Annotated in this window: 18 protein-coding genes and 1 tRNA gene; 11 read left to right on the top strand and 8 right to left on the bottom strand. The window is 62.7% G+C overall.

The annotated features are described in order from the left end of the window. Positions 1–40: 40 nt before the first annotated feature. A tRNA-Ile gene (locus tag AC8GDA_RS08280) sits at positions 41–119 on the top strand. A gap of 32 nt (positions 120–151) precedes the next feature. Here AC8GDA_RS08280 and AC8GDA_RS08275 read toward each other — a convergent pair. Beyond that, positions 152–1747, bottom strand: coding sequence for an FMN-binding glutamate synthase family protein (locus AC8GDA_RS08275; RefSeq protein ID WP_506556058.1), 1596 nt, complete (start codon positions 1745–1747; stop codon positions 152–154). An 86-nt stretch (positions 1748–1833) separates the two neighbouring features. Here AC8GDA_RS08275 and AC8GDA_RS08270 point away from each other — a divergent pair, with 86 nt between their 5' ends. Beyond that, the gene (locus AC8GDA_RS08270) at positions 1834–2229 is read left to right on the top strand and encodes a hypothetical protein (protein WP_506556057.1); all 396 of its coding nucleotides are present in this window, start codon (positions 1834–1836) and stop codon (positions 2227–2229) included. 30 nt (positions 2230–2259) lie between these two features. Here AC8GDA_RS08270 and fliS read toward each other — a convergent pair whose 3' ends face one another. The 7 genes from fliS to flhA all read right to left on the bottom strand — a co-directional run bounded on the left by fliS (position 2260) and on the right by flhA (position 9179). Next, on the bottom strand, positions 2260–2673 hold the full coding sequence (gene fliS / locus AC8GDA_RS08265) for a flagellar export chaperone FliS (RefSeq protein ID WP_506556056.1): 414 nt from the start codon (positions 2671–2673) through the stop codon (positions 2260–2262). A 78-nt stretch (positions 2674–2751) separates the two neighbouring features. After that, a complete protein-coding gene (locus AC8GDA_RS08260) occupies positions 2752–3513 on the bottom strand; it encodes a hypothetical protein (RefSeq protein ID WP_506556055.1) in 762 nt (253 codons plus the stop codon). A gap of 108 nt (positions 3514–3621) precedes the next feature. Beyond that, on the bottom strand, positions 3622–4143 hold the full coding sequence (locus AC8GDA_RS08255) for a hypothetical protein (protein ID WP_506556054.1): 522 nt from the start codon (positions 4141–4143) through the stop codon (positions 3622–3624). Between the two features lie 37 nt (positions 4144–4180). After that, positions 4181–4837: a FliA/WhiG family RNA polymerase sigma factor gene (locus tag AC8GDA_RS08250; protein WP_506556053.1), complete on the bottom strand. Its 657-nt coding sequence runs from the start codon at positions 4835–4837 to the stop codon at positions 4181–4183. Positions 4838–4887: 50 nt separating this feature from the next. Beyond that, positions 4888–5694, bottom strand: coding sequence for a MinD/ParA family protein (locus AC8GDA_RS08245; protein ID WP_506556052.1), 807 nt, complete (start codon positions 5692–5694; stop codon positions 4888–4890). 15 nt (positions 5695–5709) lie between these two features. Then, a complete protein-coding gene (locus AC8GDA_RS08240; protein WP_506556051.1) occupies positions 5710–7062 on the bottom strand; it encodes a hypothetical protein in 1353 nt (450 codons plus the stop codon). Positions 7063–7067: 5 nt separating this feature from the next. After that, positions 7068–9179 carry a flagellar biosynthesis protein FlhA gene (flhA, locus tag AC8GDA_RS08235; RefSeq protein ID WP_506556050.1) on the bottom strand — a complete coding sequence of 704 codons (2112 nt, stop codon included), beginning with the start codon at positions 9177–9179 and terminating at the stop codon, positions 7068–7070. A 189-nt stretch (positions 9180–9368) separates the two neighbouring features. Between flhA and AC8GDA_RS08230 the strand changes: the two genes are divergently transcribed. From AC8GDA_RS08230 to flhB, 9 genes are read left to right on the top strand one after another with little or no spacing between them, the layout of a single operon-like run. Further along, positions 9369–10901, top strand: a complete 1533-nt coding sequence (locus tag AC8GDA_RS08230; protein WP_506556049.1) for a flagellar hook-length control protein FliK — start codon at positions 9369–9371, stop codon at positions 10899–10901. Between the two features lie 36 nt (positions 10902–10937). After that, positions 10938–11585 carry a flagellar basal body-associated FliL family protein gene (locus tag AC8GDA_RS08225; RefSeq protein ID WP_506556048.1) on the top strand — a complete coding sequence of 216 codons (648 nt, stop codon included), beginning with the start codon at positions 10938–10940 and terminating at the stop codon, positions 11583–11585. A gap of 15 nt (positions 11586–11600) precedes the next feature. Continuing rightward, positions 11601–12611, top strand: a complete 1011-nt coding sequence (fliM, locus tag AC8GDA_RS08220) for a flagellar motor switch protein FliM (protein ID WP_506556047.1) — start codon at positions 11601–11603, stop codon at positions 12609–12611. A gap of 3 nt (positions 12612–12614) precedes the next feature. After that, the gene (gene fliN / locus AC8GDA_RS08215; protein WP_506556046.1) at positions 12615–12944 is read left to right on the top strand and encodes a flagellar motor switch protein FliN; all 330 of its coding nucleotides are present in this window, start codon (positions 12615–12617) and stop codon (positions 12942–12944) included. A gap of 11 nt (positions 12945–12955) precedes the next feature. Next, positions 12956–13351 (top strand): flagellar biosynthetic protein FliO, encoded by a 396-nt coding sequence (gene fliO, locus AC8GDA_RS08210; RefSeq protein ID WP_506556045.1) that lies wholly within the window; start codon positions 12956–12958, stop codon positions 13349–13351. Then, on the top strand, positions 13348–14100 hold the full coding sequence (fliP, locus tag AC8GDA_RS08205) for a flagellar type III secretion system pore protein FliP (RefSeq protein ID WP_506556044.1): 753 nt from the start codon (positions 13348–13350) through the stop codon (positions 14098–14100). Before fliO ends, fliP begins: the two co-directional genes overlap by 4 nt. Positions 14101–14127: 27 nt before the next feature. Further along, complete coding sequence (gene fliQ / locus AC8GDA_RS08200) at positions 14128–14397, top strand: flagellar biosynthesis protein FliQ (RefSeq protein ID WP_506556043.1); 270 nt, start codon at positions 14128–14130, stop codon at positions 14395–14397. Positions 14398–14418: 21 nt separating this feature from the next. Further along, positions 14419–15192 (top strand): flagellar biosynthetic protein FliR, encoded by a 774-nt coding sequence (gene fliR / locus AC8GDA_RS08195; protein ID WP_506556042.1) that lies wholly within the window; start codon positions 14419–14421, stop codon positions 15190–15192. 3 nt (positions 15193–15195) lie between these two features. Further along, positions 15196–16347 carry a flagellar biosynthesis protein FlhB gene (gene flhB, locus AC8GDA_RS08190; RefSeq protein WP_506556041.1) on the top strand — a complete coding sequence of 384 codons (1152 nt, stop codon included), beginning with the start codon at positions 15196–15198 and terminating at the stop codon, positions 16345–16347.

Here is a 16347-nt window from a genome sequence, read left to right as displayed (position 1 = left end):
ATACGGTGTCGGGCGCATGCCCGGCACCGTTTTCGTTTTTGGGCCTCTAGCTCATGCCTGGTTAGAGCAGCGGACTCATAATCCGTTGGTGCCGAGTTCGACTCTCGGGGGGCCCACCAATCCCTCTCGTCATTCGTAATCCAGCTACTCTCTACCCACCGAAGTGGGCTGTGCTGGCGGCCTCCCAGCCTGACTTGTAGGGCTCGGGCAGGCTGGCCCGCATGCCTTCATCCAACAGACTCCCCCTCGCAAGTCGCACCAGGCTTGTCGACAAGGGCTGGGCCCGGCCGTTCTCGTCTCTCACCATCAGCAGGTCGGCCGTGATCTGGTCGGCCCTCGACAGGCCGGCCGCGCCCATCAGTTCCGCCAGGTTCTTCAAGGTGTTGGCGTGGAAGTTAAAGACACGCTGGGCCTTGTCGGTCACCACCAGCGCCTTCTGGCGCACGGGGTCCTGGGTGGCCACGCCGGTGGGGCAGTGGTCGGTGTGGCAGGAGCGCGACTGAATGCAGCCCAGGGCGAACATGAAGCCGCGGGCCGAGTTGCACCAGTCGGCGCCCAGGGCCATGCACCGGGCGATGTCGAAGGCCGAGATGATCTTGCCCGAGGCGCCAATGCGGATCTGCTCGCGCAGGCCCACGCCCACCAGGGTGTTGTGCACCAACTGCAGGCCATCGCGCAGGGGCATGCCCATGTGGTCGGCAAACTCAATGGGTGCGGCCCCCGTGCCGCCCTCAGCTCCGTCGACCACGATGAAGTCGGGCACGGTCTTGGTCTCGAGCATGGCCTTGACCACGCCGAACCACTCCGAGACCCGGCCCACGCAGAATTTAAAGCCCACGGGCTTGCCGCCCGAGCGCTCTCGCAGCAGGCGCAGGAAGGCCATGAGTTCGAGCGGCGTTTGAAAGGCCGAGTGGCTGGACGGCGAGATGCAGTCCTCGCCAACAGCCACGCCACGGGCTTGCGCAATCTCCTCGCTCACCTTCGCCCCGGGCAGCACGCCACCATGGCCAGGCTTGGCCCCCTGCGAGACCTTGATCTCAATCATCCTCACCTGCGGCTCGGTGGCCTGGGCCTCAAAGCGGTCTGGGTCGAACTGGCCATCGGGCGTGCGACAACCGAAGTAGCCAGACCCAATTTCCCAGATGAGGTCGCCGCCGTGCTGTCGATGGTGAACGGACACACTGCCTTCACCGGTGTCGTGGGCGAAGTGGCCCATGGCGGCGCCCCGGTTCAAGGCCTGGATGGCGTTGGCCGACAGGGAGCCAAAGCTCATGGCCGAGATGTTGAAGATGGAGATGTCGTAGGGCTGGCGGCACTGGTCGCTGCCCACGGGCACTCGCAACTGCTCGTGCGAGACCTCGATGGGCCGCATGGAGTGGCTGATCCACTGGGCATCCCCGGCATAGAGGTCTTTTATGGTGCCGAAGCCCCGCTTGTCATTCTGGATCTTGGAGCGGGCGTAGACCATGGCCCGTTGGTGGCGCGAGAACGGAAGCTTCTCCTCGTCACTCTCGAGGAAATACTGCCGAATCTCCGGCCGAATCGATTCGAGCGCATATCGAAGCCGGCCGGTCAGTGGGTAGTTGCGCCGGATGGCCTGCTTGGACTGCCGAAGGTCTTGAAGGCCCAGGCCAAAGAGCACCAAGAAGAGCAGCACGGGCCAGGGCCCCCAGGGCAGACTCAAGGCGGCCAGGGGAAGGGTCGACAGCCAGGGCCAGTAACGAATGGGAGGAATGCTCGGCGACACGGGGAGGGCTCCTATGGTTTGCTGCAACGATGCCCAAGCCGGGGGCGAGAGCGAAACCCGTGTTTACCCGTGGCACACTCACCAGTATGGATGACCTCAAAAAAGCGCTGGTGATTGTCGGCAGCCTCTTAGGCCTTGGGGCCTTTGCTGCCTTTGTTTACGTGATGCTCGCCGATGTCGGGCCGCCCAAGCCCGTCGAGGTGGTGGTCACACTCGACAACAAATGTGAACTGGCCAATGATGCCTTCATGGTGCGGGTCATGCCCAATGGGCCCACCGCACTGTTTGAAGGCAAGACCGCCAAGGTGATGGCCATGAGCAATCAGCGCATCAAGCTGGTGGCCAACAGCCGTTATCAGGGGTTTGACTTCGAGGGCGACGAGGCCGATGCCGCGCCGCGCATCACGCTGACCGCCATTTGCGACTCGACGTCGCGGTTTGACGCAACGTCGAGCCAGATGAAGAAGCAGTTCGGGAAGTAGCCCGCCGCGAGACGGGCCCTTCCTTTGCCCTTAGGATGCCAGGCGCACCGGTGCCGGGCGGCTGTTGAGCACCGAGGGAATCGTGCCCCAGGCGTCTTGAATCTCGGAGATCAGGCTGGTCACTTCGGCCAGGGCCTCGAGATCGTTGTGAAGGTTCACATGCAGCAGGCGACGGGTCACGTAGCCGTAGAGCTCATCGAGGTTGCGGGCAATCTCGCCACCAGCGTTGAAGTCCAGGGCACCCTGCAGGCCCAGCACAATCTTGCTGGCACGGCCCAGGCTCTTGGATTTCTCTTCGATGGCGCCGCGGCGAATCTGGCCTTCTGCGGATTTCAGGCTCTCCATCAGCCCGTCAAAGAGCATCTGAATGAGTTGAACGCTGTCTGCTGTGGCCACTCCGGTGGAGACCTTCACATCACCGTAGCTCTCAATCGCTTTTCTCATTTGCCGCATCTTGGAGTCCTCGTTTCCGTTTGAATCAGTGAAGGCGTTTTAACGCCCGACACTGATTGAATCGGCAGATCAGGCGGCGGCTTTAGCGGGAACCTGCATGTCGAGGCCTGGGGCCGGCATGGCGCCAGCATCCATGGCCAGGGCGGGCACATCGCCGCCCTCGGCGGGGGCTTGGCCGGGCAGGTTGATCAGCCGCTGGGCCCAGGCGGCCCCTTTGGCGTCCACGCCGGTGCGCTGGAAGAGGATGTCACAAACGTCTTCCAGGCCTTTGCGCACGGCTCCGAGGTTCTTCTCGGTGACCGTGGCGCTGTCAAAGCCAGCCTGATAGATGGCGTCCGCATGCTGCTGGGGAATCCAGGAGCTCACAACGCCGCGCAAGCCTTTGATTTTTCGACGATTGGAGGCGATCTTGGACGAGCTGGCCTTGCCATGCTCGGCGCCTTCGGCCACCAACTCTTGAATATGTTTGGTGAGGATCACGCCATAGCGGGGCTTGAGTTCCTCGATTTTCTCGGGCTCCACGCCCTCGACGGGCTTGCCGGTCATGCCGTCCCAGAGGCGCTTGCCCTGCAGGGTGCCAAAGCTCGGGTCGGCCTTGTCCTCCTGGACCACCTGGGCATCGGCCTGCTCTTCAGCCTTTTCATCCACGGGGGCCCCTTCGCCCTCGGGGGCTTCGAGCGCCGGGGTGAAGGTCTCGCGCAGTTCGTCTTCCTTGGGCATGGGCGGGGCCACGGCCTGGTGTACCGCTCGGACATGGTCGACCACCATGAGCATGAGCACCATCACCACCGCGAGCAAGACCAAAATCGAAAAGAGAAGAACCGTGTTCATGTTGAGCCCCTAAACTGGTCTAGAGGAATTCGACCCGTCCGCAGGCTTCTTGAGGCCCGGGCCCGAGGCAGTGCGCTGCCCGAACCGGGACTCGCCCGCCCGGCATGCTTACTTGGACTCGGGGCCGTCGTCCTCGTCGGTCTCCTCGCCATCTTCCTCGGCGAGTTGCTCCTTCAGGAAGCCCAGCGCCTCAAAGGGCTGGTCGAGGTCGAGCGCCTCTGAAATCTTGTCGGCCACGGCCTGGCAGAGCTCAATGGCCTGCTCCGGGCTGACTTCCTCGAGCTGGTAGGCGGCGCCGATCTTGAAGACCTCTTCGGCAAATTCCAGGGGCAGGTAGGCCAGGATTTCACCGTTGACCGACTTGATGGGCTGGAAGGCCTTGGGTGCGGGGGGTTTGGGTTTTTCTTCGTCGTTGGCCACGGCCAGCATGCACGCCTCGGCATGCTCGGCGGTTCGCTCGGCGCCCTCGATGAAGGTCTTGTCGAGCACAGCCCGGCAGCGCAGGCCCATGCGCACCTTCATGGTGCGAGTCTCGCGGGAGTCGTCCTTGGCGTTGATCGCCGTCTCGTACTCCTGCTTGGCCTTGACCATGGCCTCTTTGTCAGCGCTTCCGAACAGCTTTCCCAGCACGATGCGTCCTCTCAATCAAGAAAGGGGCCGCAGCGGCTTAGGCGTCGACCCCCAATATGGCTCGGAGTTTTTTCACGTTGGCCGACAAAATCTGGCTCACCCGCGATTCCGAGACGTCGAGTATAGAGCCGATTTCCTTTAAGTTGAGCTCTTCCTCGTAGTAAAGGGACATGACCAGCCGGTCCCGTTCTGGAAGCTGCTCGATGGCAGCCACCAGGGCCTCCACAAACTGGGATTCCTCGGCCTGGACGTCGGGCCGGCGAGCCTGCTCATCGGGGATGCTGAAGGCCTGCTCGGCCACATCTTCCAGGTAGACCGTCTGGAATTGGGCGGCCTTGCGCCGGTCGGTCTGGAAGTCGTCAACGTCCTGGCCCAGGGATGCGGCCAGTTCGGCCTGTGAGGGTTCCCGGCCCAGGGTGGCCGAGAGCTGCCGAGATTCTTCGTTGTGCTGCTTGTGGATGGCCACGGCCGAGCGCGGCAGGGTGGACATGCGCCGCACCTCATCGATGATGGCCCCGCGCACCCGGCTGTGGGCAAAGTGTTCAAAAGGCACCCCCTTGGTGGGGTCGTACGACTTGGCTGCTTCCAGAAGGCCAATCACGCCCACCTGAATGAGCTCTTGGAGGTCCATGACCGACATGAGCCGCACCCGCAGGTGGAGCGCTATGCGCTTGACCAGGTCGAGGTGGCCCAAGACCAGGGCCTCGACCTCGTCGGCCGGGCTGGCGTAGGGATTGGTCGTTTTCAGAGCTGGCGCTCCACGAAGAAAGAGAGGCCGCCTTCGATGCCCTGCACGGGGGGCAGGCCACGAATGCTGGTGGAAAGGTCTTTGAAGTTGCGCGCGCCCAGGCTGCCCGGGGCGTGGGCGAGGATGGGCTTGCTCTTGCGCAGGCCCGCCAGAATGAGTTCGTCGTTCTCGATGCTACCCAGGTAACCCAGCTGCAGCCCCAGGAAGCGGCTGGCCACATCGTTGATGCGGGCATGGAGCAGGGCGCCGGCGGCCTGGTCTTCGACCATGTTGGGCAGCAGGTAGATCTCGTCGGTCACGCCTTCTTGGGCGAGCACCTTGATGATGCCGTAGGCATCGGCAATGGAGGAGGGCTCATCCTTCACCACAATGAGCCGTCGGCCGACCGCGCGCATGAAGGTGATGACCTGCGAGGAGATGCCCGCGGCCGCATCCACAATCAGGGCATCGATCTCATCTTCGAGCTGGCTGAAGGCTTGCACGATGGCGCCCGATGCCACGGCATCCAGGCTTGCAAGCTCCGAGATGCCAGAGCCGCCAGGAATCAGGCGCACGCCATGGGGCGTGCTGACCATGACCTCGTGCAGGGTTTTCTCGCCCGTGAGCACGTGCCCAAAGTGAAAGGCAGCCTTCTGACCCAGTGCAATCTGCGCATTGGCCAGGCCCATGTCGGCATCGAAGAGCACCACCTTGCGGCCTTCGGCGGCCATGGCGGTGGCCAGGTTCACGGCGATGGTCGTCTTGCCGACGCCCCCTTTGCCGCTGGCCACGCCGATGACGTCTGGTCTCTTTTGGGTGCTCATATGGGTGGTATTCAATTAAAGAGAGGCTCGCCCGGCCTGCAAGACGGTCTGCGCCGCCTGGGCCAGCTGGGCAGTGGCCTCTCCCATTCTATCGTTCTCCGTCTGTTTGGCCTGATGGGCCAACTCCTTGGCGAGGTGGTCGACGGCCATGCGGGCCAAGGCCCCGGTGCCAAAGGCCTGGCGGCCCGTGCCATCGGCCTGGCCACCGGTGAAGGGGTAGAGCGCCATGGGCCGGTGGCACAGGGCGGCAATGAGCCCCCAGCCGTGCACGGCCTCGTCGACCTTGGTCACCATGAGGCTCGACCATGCATGTTTTTTGAGCAGGCCTTCGACCTGGTGGCTGGCCGCATCGAGCGGCAGGGCCAGATGGAAAATGGCCTCGGGGATGAGTTCCTCGAGACGAGCCCGGTGGCGTGCCATCTCAATGCCCGGGGTGTCGATGATCACGCAGGCGCGGCCGCGCAGTTCCTCCAGCAGCGGCAGCAAGAGGCTGGTCTCTTGGGCGCGGAAGCAGTCCACCCCCAGCTTGGCGCAGCCCATTTGAATCTGTGCCCAGGCGCCCAGGCGTGTGTCGCACCAGCTCAGCACGGCCACTTGGTCGGTGCCCAGGCCTTGGGCGGCCTCGGCGGCGAGTTTGGTCACGGTGCTGGTCTTGCCAGCGCCCGAGGGGCCCATCACCACATGAATGCCCGCCAGGGGACCCTCATGCACGGCCGACCCCATGCTGCCCTTGAGCAGCTCTTCAATTTGGGAGAGCGCCATTTGGCTGTTGTTGGCGGACTGAATGTGGTCGGTGATGAGCATGCGCAGCCCAATGGGTGCGTGATCGGCCTGCAGGGCCTGGTCGAACTGGGCGGCCAGTCCACCGAGCATGGGGGCACCAAAGCCTCCCACCGACTGGCTCAGGCGGAGGTCGCGCCGCAGAATGGCCATCTCTTGACGAACCAGGTCCACGATCTCCCGGGCTCGAATCTGGTCACGGCCGCGGTTGGCCTCGGGTTCTTGGGCCAGGCGCAGGGGCGTGGCGTCGATCTCGGCCCTCAGCTCGGGCTCGGCCCGCTCATCGGGCATGGCCATGTCGATCTCTTGTAGTTCGCGCTGCAGGGCCTCGCCAAAATTGATGGGTGCAAAGCTGGGCTCGACTCGGGCTGCAAGAGTGCGGGCGGCATCGACGGTCGCGGGTGCGGTCGTCTCGCGGTCGGCCAGGCGCATGGCGATGGGATCGGCCTCCAGGTCCACGGCCACGATGACCTCGGTCTGTCCATTGACCTGCTCATGCGAGATCACCAGTGCCTCTTTGCCATAGAGGGCCACCGCCTTTTCTGTGGCGGCTCGTAAGTCTCTGGCCAGGATGCGTCGGAGTTCCATGGTGTTCACCCTTCTTGTCTGGATGTGATTTCAACGGTTTCGATGACCTTGACGGACTGGTCATCTGGAATTTCGCTATAAGAGATGACGGCCAGGCCATCGGCGCGGTGCTTGGCCGCCTTTGAGAGCCAGGGCCGCAGCACGGGGGAGACCACGAGCACGGCGTTGTTGCCACCGTCCTCCACCTTCTTGGTGCTCTCGCGAAGGGCACGAAAGAGGCCCTCGGCCAGGCCGGGTTCCAGAATGATGTTGGCGGGGTCGCCACGGTGCTGCTGAATGGTGTTGTGAAGCACCTGCTCGAGCGATGGGTCGAGGGTCATGACGGCCAGCGTGTCTTGGCTGTCGAGCAAGGCCTGCACAATCATGCGGCCAAGCTTGGGCCGAACCAGGGTCGTGAGTTCGAGCGGGTCTTGGGTCTTGCTGCAGGACTCCGAGAGCGCCTCCACAATCGTGCGCATGTCGCGAATGGACACGCCCTCATCGAGCAGGTTCTGCAGCACCCGGGTCACCACGCCCAGCGAGAGCTTGGCTGGCACGAGTTCCTCGACCAGTTTCGGGAAGCGGCTGGCAAGCTTGTCGAGCAGCTGTTGGGTTTCGTCGTGGCTGAGCAGTTCAGCCGCCCCTTCACGCAGCACCTTGTTCAGGTGGGTGGCCATGGCCGTGGCGGCATCGACCACCGTATAGCCCAGGGTTCGGGCATGGTCGCGCTGGGCCGGGTCGATCCAGACGGCATCCAGGCCGAAGGCTGGGTCTTTGGTGGGAATGCCTTCGAGCGTTCCGTAGACCTGGCCGGGGCTGATGGCGAGCTCACGGCCCACCTTCACCTCGCCCTTGCCGCGGGCCACGCCATTGATCACGATCCGATAGTGGTCGGGGTCGAGCGTGAGGGAATCCCGAATGCGAACCGGTTGCACCAGGTAGCCCAGCTCGGCTGAGAGTTTCTTGCGCACACCTTTGACGCGGTTCATGAGCTGGCCGCCGGTTTCGGCATTCACCAAGGGAATCAGGCCGTAGCCGATCTCCAGGCCAATCACATCCACGGTGTCGACATCGTCCCAGTCGAGTTCTTTGGGTGCATCGGCCGCCGCCTGGGCCGCGGCCTCTTCGGCGGTGGGGGCTGGCGGCATGGCCTTGCTGCGCATGACCATGAAGCCCACGCCTGTGGATGCAGCCGCGAGCGTCAGGAACATCATGCTGGGCATGCCGGGCACCATGCCCAGCGCGCCGAGAATGCCGCCTGCAATGAAGAGGGCCGACGGATTCGAGAGCTGGCTCTTGGCCTGCTCGGTCATGTTCTCGGAGGTTGTGACGCGGGTCACCACGATGGCGGTGGCGAGCGACAAGAAGAGGGCGGGAATCTGTGCCACCAGGCCATCGCCGATGGTCAGCAGCACATAGGTCTCTCCGGCCTCCTTGAAGCTGAGGTCGTGCTGGGCCAGTCCCACCACCATGCCGCCCAGAATGTTCACAAACAGAATGATCAGGCCGGCGACGGCGTCGCCTTTCACGAATTTGGACGCACCGTCCATGGAGCCAAAGAAGTCCGCCTCTTGGGAGATCTCTTCGCGGCGCTTCTTGGCAGTCTCTTGGTCGATCACGCCGGCGTTCAGGTCAGCATCAATCGCCATCTGTTTGCCAGGCATGGCATCCAGGGTGAATCGGGCGGTGACCTCAGAGACGCGTCCCGCGCCCTTGGTGATCACCGCGAAGTTGATGAGGACCAAGATGCCGAAGACCACGATACCAACCAGGTAATTGCCGGCGATCACGAATTCGCCAAAGGCCTGAATGACCTTGCCCGCGGCATCGGGGCCGGTGTGGCCTTCGACCAAGACCACCCGGGTCGAGGCCACATTCAGGGCCAGGCGCAGCATGGTGGTCAGCAAAATGACAGCTGGAAAGGAGGAGAAGTCGAGCGGCCGCTGCACCCCGATGGCCACCATGATGATGATCAGGCCGACCAGAATGTTGAAGGTGAAGAGCAAGTCCAGCAGCAGTGGCGGCAGGGGCAGCACCAGCATGGCCATGATGAGCAGCACCAGGGCCGGAATCCCCAGTCCACTGAACTCAAACTTCATTGCGCTCTGTCGTAAGCTCGACAAACTCAGGCTTGCCATTCGCGGGTCTCTATGCTTTTCTCAAGTAAATCAATCGGTTGCCAAAAATCGTTCTGGGTCTCCCCGACCTCTATAAGCAACCGTTGTGCCACGCGGCGGGGCCAAGTCCGGGGTCGTCGGCTGGGATGGGGTGCCATCGGCCAGGTGGCAACGGCCCGAAGCTTGCTTATTAGGAGACACCGGAAACCCTTGACCGCGACGCCCACCATGAATGCATCCCTGGACACCCTCTTTCAAGCACCTGTATTGCCCGATCCCGTGGAGTCTGCGAGCACGTCCCGTGTCGATTCCCGGCCGACCACCCCCAGGGATGGGCCCGACTTTCGAGACACCTTTTCAGCCGTGCACCAGCAGCAACGGGCGGCTCTGGACGATCAGCGGGAGCGGTCGGAGATTGCCGATGTGCGTCGCAAACAAGATGATGGTGAGCGCCCGCCTCAAAAATCCCAGGGTGCGGGGAATGACGACGAGGACGCTGGCACAGACCTCAAGTCCCAGCGCACCAAGGCATTGGCGGCCCGGGGGGCCTTGCGAGAAATTCCCTTGGGACGCGCCGGCACCCTGCTGGTGGCGGGTGACCCCCCCACCGATGCCGACTTACTGGACTTCGCCAAGGCGGCGGGGCTTCCGGAGACGGCGGTGGCCGCCTTGCTCCTGGGGGCCGGTGGTGCCGAGGGCGACGATCAGCCAGGCCTCGCGGGCATTCCGGGCGCGCAGGCCGAGTGGGCGGCGCTTGGGCTGCTGGCGGGCGGCCCAGGTGGTGCGCCGAGCGCGTCTCCGAACCCCGGTTTGTGGGCGCCCACAACGCCCTCAACACCGGCGGTTGCAACTGCGACTGGCCTCGAGGCTGCCATGCGTGCGGCACTCTCGGGCGCTGGGGTCGATGCCAATGGGGTTGCAACAGTTGCCGAAGGAGCCGACGGCGCAGAGGCCAACACCGACCTGGGCGCCTTTGTGGCCCACCGCATTCGTGTTCCAGTGCTGGACCCCCAGGCCGCGGCGGTCTGGTCTCAGCGGGCAGAGCAGTCGATGGCGGGCGAGGGCATTCGGCTCGACCCCCTGGTGCTGCGCTCGGTGGTCTTTGAAAAAATGGCCGAGGCGGCCGCACCCATGCCCACGGCGGCTGACCGGCTGGCGAGCCTCCAGGCGGCCGACCTGGGCGCGAGCCTGCCCCTGGATGGGCCGGATGCCGATGTGGATCGGATCGCAGGCGATCTGGCCGCGGGCGGCTCATCCCGACTGGGTGGCGGTGCCCTGGGTTCGAGCACGGGCGATGGCGGCCAGGGCCGCCAAGGCAACCAACAGCTGGCCCAGCGTTTTGGTGAACTGATGAACCAGCGCCTGGTGCAGCAGATCGCCCAAGGAAACTGGAAGGTGAACATGGATGTTCACCCACGGGCTCTCGGTGAGATCCAAATTGAACTGCAGTGGAAGGGCGGCGAGCTGGAGGCCTCCTTCCGGGCGAGTCAACTGGTCACCCGAGACCTCCTGCAAGAGGCCCTGCCCAGGCTGCGTGAGACACTGGAGCGCGCTGGCACAGACGTTGCTTCACTGACGGTGGGTGACTCATCCCGTCAAAAAAATGGCGATCAGACGGGTCACAATCGGAATCGCAACGCGCAGTCAGCAGTCCAATCAGGTGATGCCCAGCCTGTGGCAGTGGTCGAGGGGTTGACTTCTCGGCCGACGTCCTCAGATGGTCGTTTGGATGTCCTGGTGTGAGGACGCAGTGATGGATTAACCAAGAAGGAAACGAAGATGGCGGACGAACAAGAGCAACAAGAAGGCGGCAAGAAGAAATCGCCCCTGAAATTGATCCTACTGATCGTGGGTCTTCTGGTGCTGCTCGCAGTCACCGTGGTGGGTACCCTGGCCGTGACTGGCTTCTTTAGCCAGCCCGACCCCAACTCCGTGGAAGAACTCCTGAAGAAGGCCGAGGCCGAGAAGGCTGCCGAAGAGGCCAAGGCTGCTGAAGGCGAGGGCGACGGCGCTCCCAAACTCGGCCCCGATGGCAAGCCCCTTCCCAACACCAAAGAAGCCCCCGTGGGTCCGGACAAGGTCACCAAGAACGCGGCCGACGTGAAGAAGTTTGAGTCGCGCTACAAAGAAATGGGCCGACCACTCCTGGCAAACGTGACGGGCTCGCGCAAGGTCATGCAGGTCACGGTGGCCATCATGACCCACTACGACGACAAGGTGCTCCAGAACATGGAGAAGCACGACTTCGCCCTTCGCAATGCCGCGCTGGATGTCATGCGTCAGGTGACCGAGGCCGAGATCGACAAACCCACCTTCCGGATTGAACTCGCCGAGAAGATCCGCCTGGCCATGAACGCCGTGCTCGAGAAATACGAGGACTTCGGCGGCATTGAGCAGGTGCTCTTCACCGAGTTCGTCGTTCAGTAACCAGGGGCACACAACATGGCCGCCAATCCCAGCCTGCTCAGCGAAGAAGAACTCGCAGCCCTTCAAGAGGGGCTGGCCGATGGTTCGATTCCCGCGGAGACTGGATTCAACAACAAGGTGAGGGTGCGCAAGCACGACCTCGCCAGCGAAGACAGCTCCCTGGGCATCAACGTGGGCGCCATTGAGATGATCAATGAGCGGTTCCTGCGGCTCTTCCGCCTGGGCCTGGTCGAGGTGCTGCGGTCTACACCGAAGATCACCCCCATGAAGGCCGAGATCGTGCGCTACGGCGACTATCTCAAGTCACTCAAGGCGCCGCTGTCGGTCAACATGATTCGGATCAATCCATTGCGGGGTAACTCGCTCGTGGTGATTGAGCCCAACATGATCTTCGCCTCGCTCGATGTCTTCTTCGGTGGCCTGGGCAACGGCCGCAGCCGTGGGCCCCTGCCGCCCACCCGGCTCTTCACCCCCACCGAGACCCGGGTGATCGGCATCGTGCTCGATGTTTTCTTTCGCAGCCTCAAGGATGCCTGGGGCCCGTTGCTCAAACTCGATGTGGAGATGATCACCTCCGAGATCAATCCCCAGTTCGCACAGATTGCCGACGAGAACGACCTGGTCATTCTCAGCCGCTTTGAGGTGGACAACCCCGATGTGGAGTCCTTCATTGATCTCGTCTACCCCTATGCCTCGCTCAAGCCCATGCGCGATGTCCTGCGCAGCCGGGTGCAGACCAGTGAGGGCAACGAGAGCACCGAGCGCAATTGGCGTGAGGCCTTGCGTGAGGCCACCTTCGAGGCATCACTGGAACTCGAGACGCTGCTGGGCCACATCCCCAGCAACCTGCACACCCTTCGCAACCTCAAGGTGGGTGACCTGCTGTACTTCAAAAAGCCCGATGCGGCCCAGGTTCGCATTGCCAACATCGCCTCGTATGACGCGGATGTCGGCGTGCAGGACAACCAGATGGCCATTCAGATTCGCAGTTCCTACGACGTGACCGGTAAGACCAGACAGGACTAAGCCATGGAAAACCCAGCAGACCAACAAAACGAAACCGATGTCTTGGCCGACATGGATGTCTCGGGCAAAGGGGGGCAGATCGACCCTGAAGTCCTGCAGAACATTCCGGTCACCATCTCCATTGAAGTGGGCCGCGCCTCCCTGAAGATTCGCGACTTGCTCCGCCTGGCCCAGGGCAGTGTGGTCGAACTCGATCGCCTGGCCGGTGAGCCCCTGGATCTCCTGGTCAACCAGACCGTGGTGGCCCAGGGTGAGATCGTGCTCGTCAACGACCGCTACGGCATTCGCCTCACCCGCGTGGTGCCGGCGGCCGAGCGGCTCAAGCAAGTCTAAGAGGCCCCTCGATGACCAACGGGCTCGCCAACAGCATGGACTGGCTCTCCATGGCGAGCAGTTTTCTGCTGGTCATTGGGCTGCTGGCTGTGGTGCTCTATCTGCTGCGCCGGTTTCAGCCCGGCGCGCTGGGCAGCGGCCGACAAATTCAGCTCATCGAGTCTCTGGCCACCGGCTCGCGTCAGCGTGTGGTGCTGGTTCGAGTTCGGGACAAAGACCTGCTGCTGGGCGTGTCGATGCAACAGATCAATACCTTGGCGGAGTGGCCCGCAGGCCAAGGCGAGGCCCGCCCCTCGCTGAGCCCCGTGTCATCGCTGGGTTCCTCGAACGCGCCCGTGACCCAAGGCCTTCCAAAGGCCGTCGTGCCAGCGGCCGAGGCCCTGGCCAAGTTCCTCCGAAAAAAATGAAGCCCCGTCACCTCTCGCCAGTCGTGATGGTGCTGCTGGCTGGCGCCGCCTGCCTGCCCGCCATGGCGCAAGCCCAAGGGCTGCCCGCGGTGAACATTCAGGGCTCGCAATACAGCCTGACCCTCGAGCTCCTCGGCCTGATCACGGCCCTCACACTGCTGCCCTCGATGCTGCTCATGATGACCTCCTTCGTGCGTATCATCATCGTGATGTCACTCCTTCGGCAGGCGCTGGGCACCGCACAGACCCCGCCCAACCAGGTGCTCGTGGGCCTGTCCTTGTTTCTCACGCTCTTCATCATGGCGCCCATCTTCGGGCAGGTCTATGACACGGCACTGCTGCCGTACTTCGATCGTCAGATTTCATTCCCCCAGGCACTCGCCAATGCAGAGGCGCCCATTCGCGCCTTCATGCTCGCCCAGACCCGCGAGGTCGACATTGCCGCATTTGCAGAGATCTCGCGCGCTCCTGTGCTCGATGGCCCGGAGTCGGTGCCCTTTACCACCCTCGTGCCCGCCTTCATCACCTCGGAACTGAAGAGCGCCTTCACGATCGGCTTTCTGATCTACATCCCGTTTGTGGTGATCGACCTCATCGTGGCCAGCGTGCTCATGTCCATGGGAATGATGATGCTCTCGCCCATGATGATCTCGATGCCCTTCAAGCTCATGCTCTTCGTCTTGGTTGACGGCTGGACCCTCATCGTGGGCTCGTTGGCCGCCAGCTTCGTGACACCCGCCGTTCCCTAACCACGCGCACATTTAGAAAGCCATTCCATGGACACCGCCGCCGTTGTCGACCTCGCCCGAGAAGCCCTCATGGTCACCATGCTGGTCTCCTTGCCGCTGCTGGCCATTGCCCTGGTCGTGGGCCTGCTGATTGGTGTTTTCCAGGCGGCCACTTCTATTAACGAGATGACGCTCAGCTTCATCCCGAAACTGGTGGCCATCGGTCTGGCCATGGCGGTCTTTGGCTCCTGGCAGATCAACCTCATGGTGGACTTCTGCCGCGGCATATTCCAACGCATTCCCGGGCTCTTTCTCTAGCCCACGCAGCATTGGCCCTGCATGCTCTCCCTCCTCGCCGCCGATGTTGTTGAACGGTTCCTGACCATGCTCTGGCCCATGGCCAGAATCTCGGCATTGCTGTTGGTGGCGCCGGTCTTGTCATTGGATGCGGTCACCGTTCGAATTCGCATTGTGTTTGCGTTGGTGCTCACCTTCTTTATTTATCCCTTGTTCGACTGGCCGGTCATCGATCCCACCTCGGCCGCGGGCCTGCTGGAACTGGTGAACCAGATCACCATCGGCATTCTCATGGGGCTTATTCTGCAGGTAGTGCTCGCGGCCGTGGCCACCGGAGGCCAGGCCATCGCTGGCTCCATGGGCCTGTCCATGGCCAACATGATGGATCCGAACCTCGGAAACGTGCCGGTGATCGCCTCCTTCTTGGTGATTCTGGCCAGCCTCATTTTTCTGGGCCTTGGCGGCCATGTTTTGCTGCTCGAACTCCTCATTCAGAGCTTCGAGATGCTGCCCATCGGCCAGGGGCTGCTCAGCCTGAATGCCGTGGGCCAGCTCCTGGGCTGGTCGTCGATGATGTTCCTGGGCGCGGTGCTGCTGGCCTTGCCGCTTCTGGTCATTCTGTTGGCCGTGAACCTGGGCCTGGGCGTGGTGGTGCGTGCAGCGCCCACCCTGAACATTTTTGCAGTGGGCTTTCCCGCCATGATTCTGGCGGGCATGGCCATGCTCTATATCTTGATGGGCGCCGTGGGTGGCCGCATGCAGTGGCTCTGGAGTGCTGCCTTTGCGCAGATTCGAATCGTCTTGGGCGTGGAGTGATCGATGGCTGACCAAGATTCCGACCTCGAACGCACCGAAGAACCAACTGCCAGGCGCCTGGAGAAGGCGCGCGAAGACGGCCAGATTGCGCAGTCAAAAGAACTGCCGTCTGCGGTGGTGGTGGTCGCCTCGGTGGCGGCCCTTTTCATGGCGGGCAGTTGGTTTTACCAGCATGTCTCGGCCATTTTTGCCCAGGGCTTTCAGATCGACCCACGGGCACTCGACACCCCGCACCTCTTGCCCACACTCTTTGCCAAGTTCACCGTCGAGAGCTTCCTGGTGATGCTGCCCTTGTTCTTGCTCACGGTGGTGGCGGCCTTCATCGGCTGCACCACCACTGGCGGCTTTAATTTCTCTTGGAAGGCGGCTGCGCCCAAGCCCGACAAGTTAAACCCCATCTCAGGGATCAAGCGCATGTTTGGCCTCAATGCCCTCATGGAACTGGGCAAGGCCATTCTGAAGTTCTCCTTGGTGGTGATCGTGCTCTTTCTGATGATGTCGTATCAGATGCCGGATTACCTCAAGCTCTCGAGCATGCCCATGGAGCCTGCCATGGGCCTGGCCGGACGCCTGCTCGGAGAGCTCTTCTTGGCGGTGGCCTGCAGTCTCATTCTCATTGCCTTCATTGACGTGCCTTTTCAGAAGCATCAGTACTGGGAGCGCATGAAGATGACCAAGCAAGACGTGAAAGACGAGATGAAGGACATCGAGGGCCGGCCTGAGGTCAAGGCCCAGATCCGCCGTCGTCAGCGCGAGATGGCTGCCAACCGAATGATGCAGAAGGTGCAAGACGCCGATGTGGTGGTGACCAACCCGGAACACTTTGCCGTGGCCTTGTCTTATGACCCGGCCGGTGATGGGGCGCCCATGGTCGTGGCCATGGGCGCAGACCACCTGGCCTTTCGCATTCGAGAGGAGGCCAAGCGCTGCGGCGTGGAGATTTTCTCCGCGCCACCACTGGCCCGAGCGCTGTACTTCACCTCGGAACTCGACCGCCCCATTCACCAAGACTTGTACTTCGCCGTGGCCCAGGTCATTGCCTATGTCTTTGGTCTGAACACCACCCGGCCAGACGGAACCTCGCCAGCACGGCCCACGCCGAAGGTGCCCGCAGCCATGCAGTTTGACGCCGACGGGAAGCCCGTTACCCTTTAA

The organism is Hahnella aquatica (SeqCode) (assembly GCF_965194505.1).
Classification (GTDB): domain Bacteria; phylum Pseudomonadota; class Gammaproteobacteria; order Burkholderiales; family Burkholderiaceae_A; genus Hahnella; species Hahnella aquatica.
This window is presented reverse-complemented; position numbering and strand designations above follow the sequence as displayed.

Coding starts and splice junctions, on each gene's coding strand:
- AC8GDA_RS08270 (WP_506556057.1), top strand. CDS start 1,834: ATGGATGACCTCAAAAAAGCGCTGGTGATTGTCGGCAGCCTCTTAGGC.
- fliS (WP_506556056.1), bottom strand. CDS start 2,673: ATGAGAAAAGCGATTGAGAGCTACGGTGATGTGAAGGTCTCCACCGGA.
- AC8GDA_RS08260 (WP_506556055.1), bottom strand. CDS start 3,513: ATGAACACGGTTCTTCTCTTTTCGATTTTGGTCTTGCTCGCGGTGGTG.
- AC8GDA_RS08245 (WP_506556052.1), bottom strand. CDS start 5,694: ATGAGCACCCAAAAGAGACCAGACGTCATCGGCGTGGCCAGCGGCAAA.
- AC8GDA_RS08240 (WP_506556051.1), bottom strand. CDS start 7,062: ATGGAACTCCGACGCATCCTGGCCAGAGACTTACGAGCCGCCACAGAA.
- flhA (WP_506556050.1), bottom strand. CDS start 9,179: ATGGCAAGCCTGAGTTTGTCGAGCTTACGACAGAGCGCAATGAAGTTT.
- AC8GDA_RS08225 (WP_506556048.1), top strand. CDS start 10,938: ATGGCGGACGAACAAGAGCAACAAGAAGGCGGCAAGAAGAAATCGCCC.
- fliM (WP_506556047.1), top strand. CDS start 11,601: ATGGCCGCCAATCCCAGCCTGCTCAGCGAAGAAGAACTCGCAGCCCTT.
- fliN (WP_506556046.1), top strand. CDS start 12,615: ATGGAAAACCCAGCAGACCAACAAAACGAAACCGATGTCTTGGCCGAC.
- fliO (WP_506556045.1), top strand. CDS start 12,956: ATGACCAACGGGCTCGCCAACAGCATGGACTGGCTCTCCATGGCGAGC.
- fliP (WP_506556044.1), top strand. CDS start 13,348: ATGAAGCCCCGTCACCTCTCGCCAGTCGTGATGGTGCTGCTGGCTGGC.
- fliQ (WP_506556043.1), top strand. CDS start 14,128: ATGGACACCGCCGCCGTTGTCGACCTCGCCCGAGAAGCCCTCATGGTC.
- fliR (WP_506556042.1), top strand. CDS start 14,419: ATGCTCTCCCTCCTCGCCGCCGATGTTGTTGAACGGTTCCTGACCATG.
- flhB (WP_506556041.1), top strand. CDS start 15,196: ATGGCTGACCAAGATTCCGACCTCGAACGCACCGAAGAACCAACTGCC.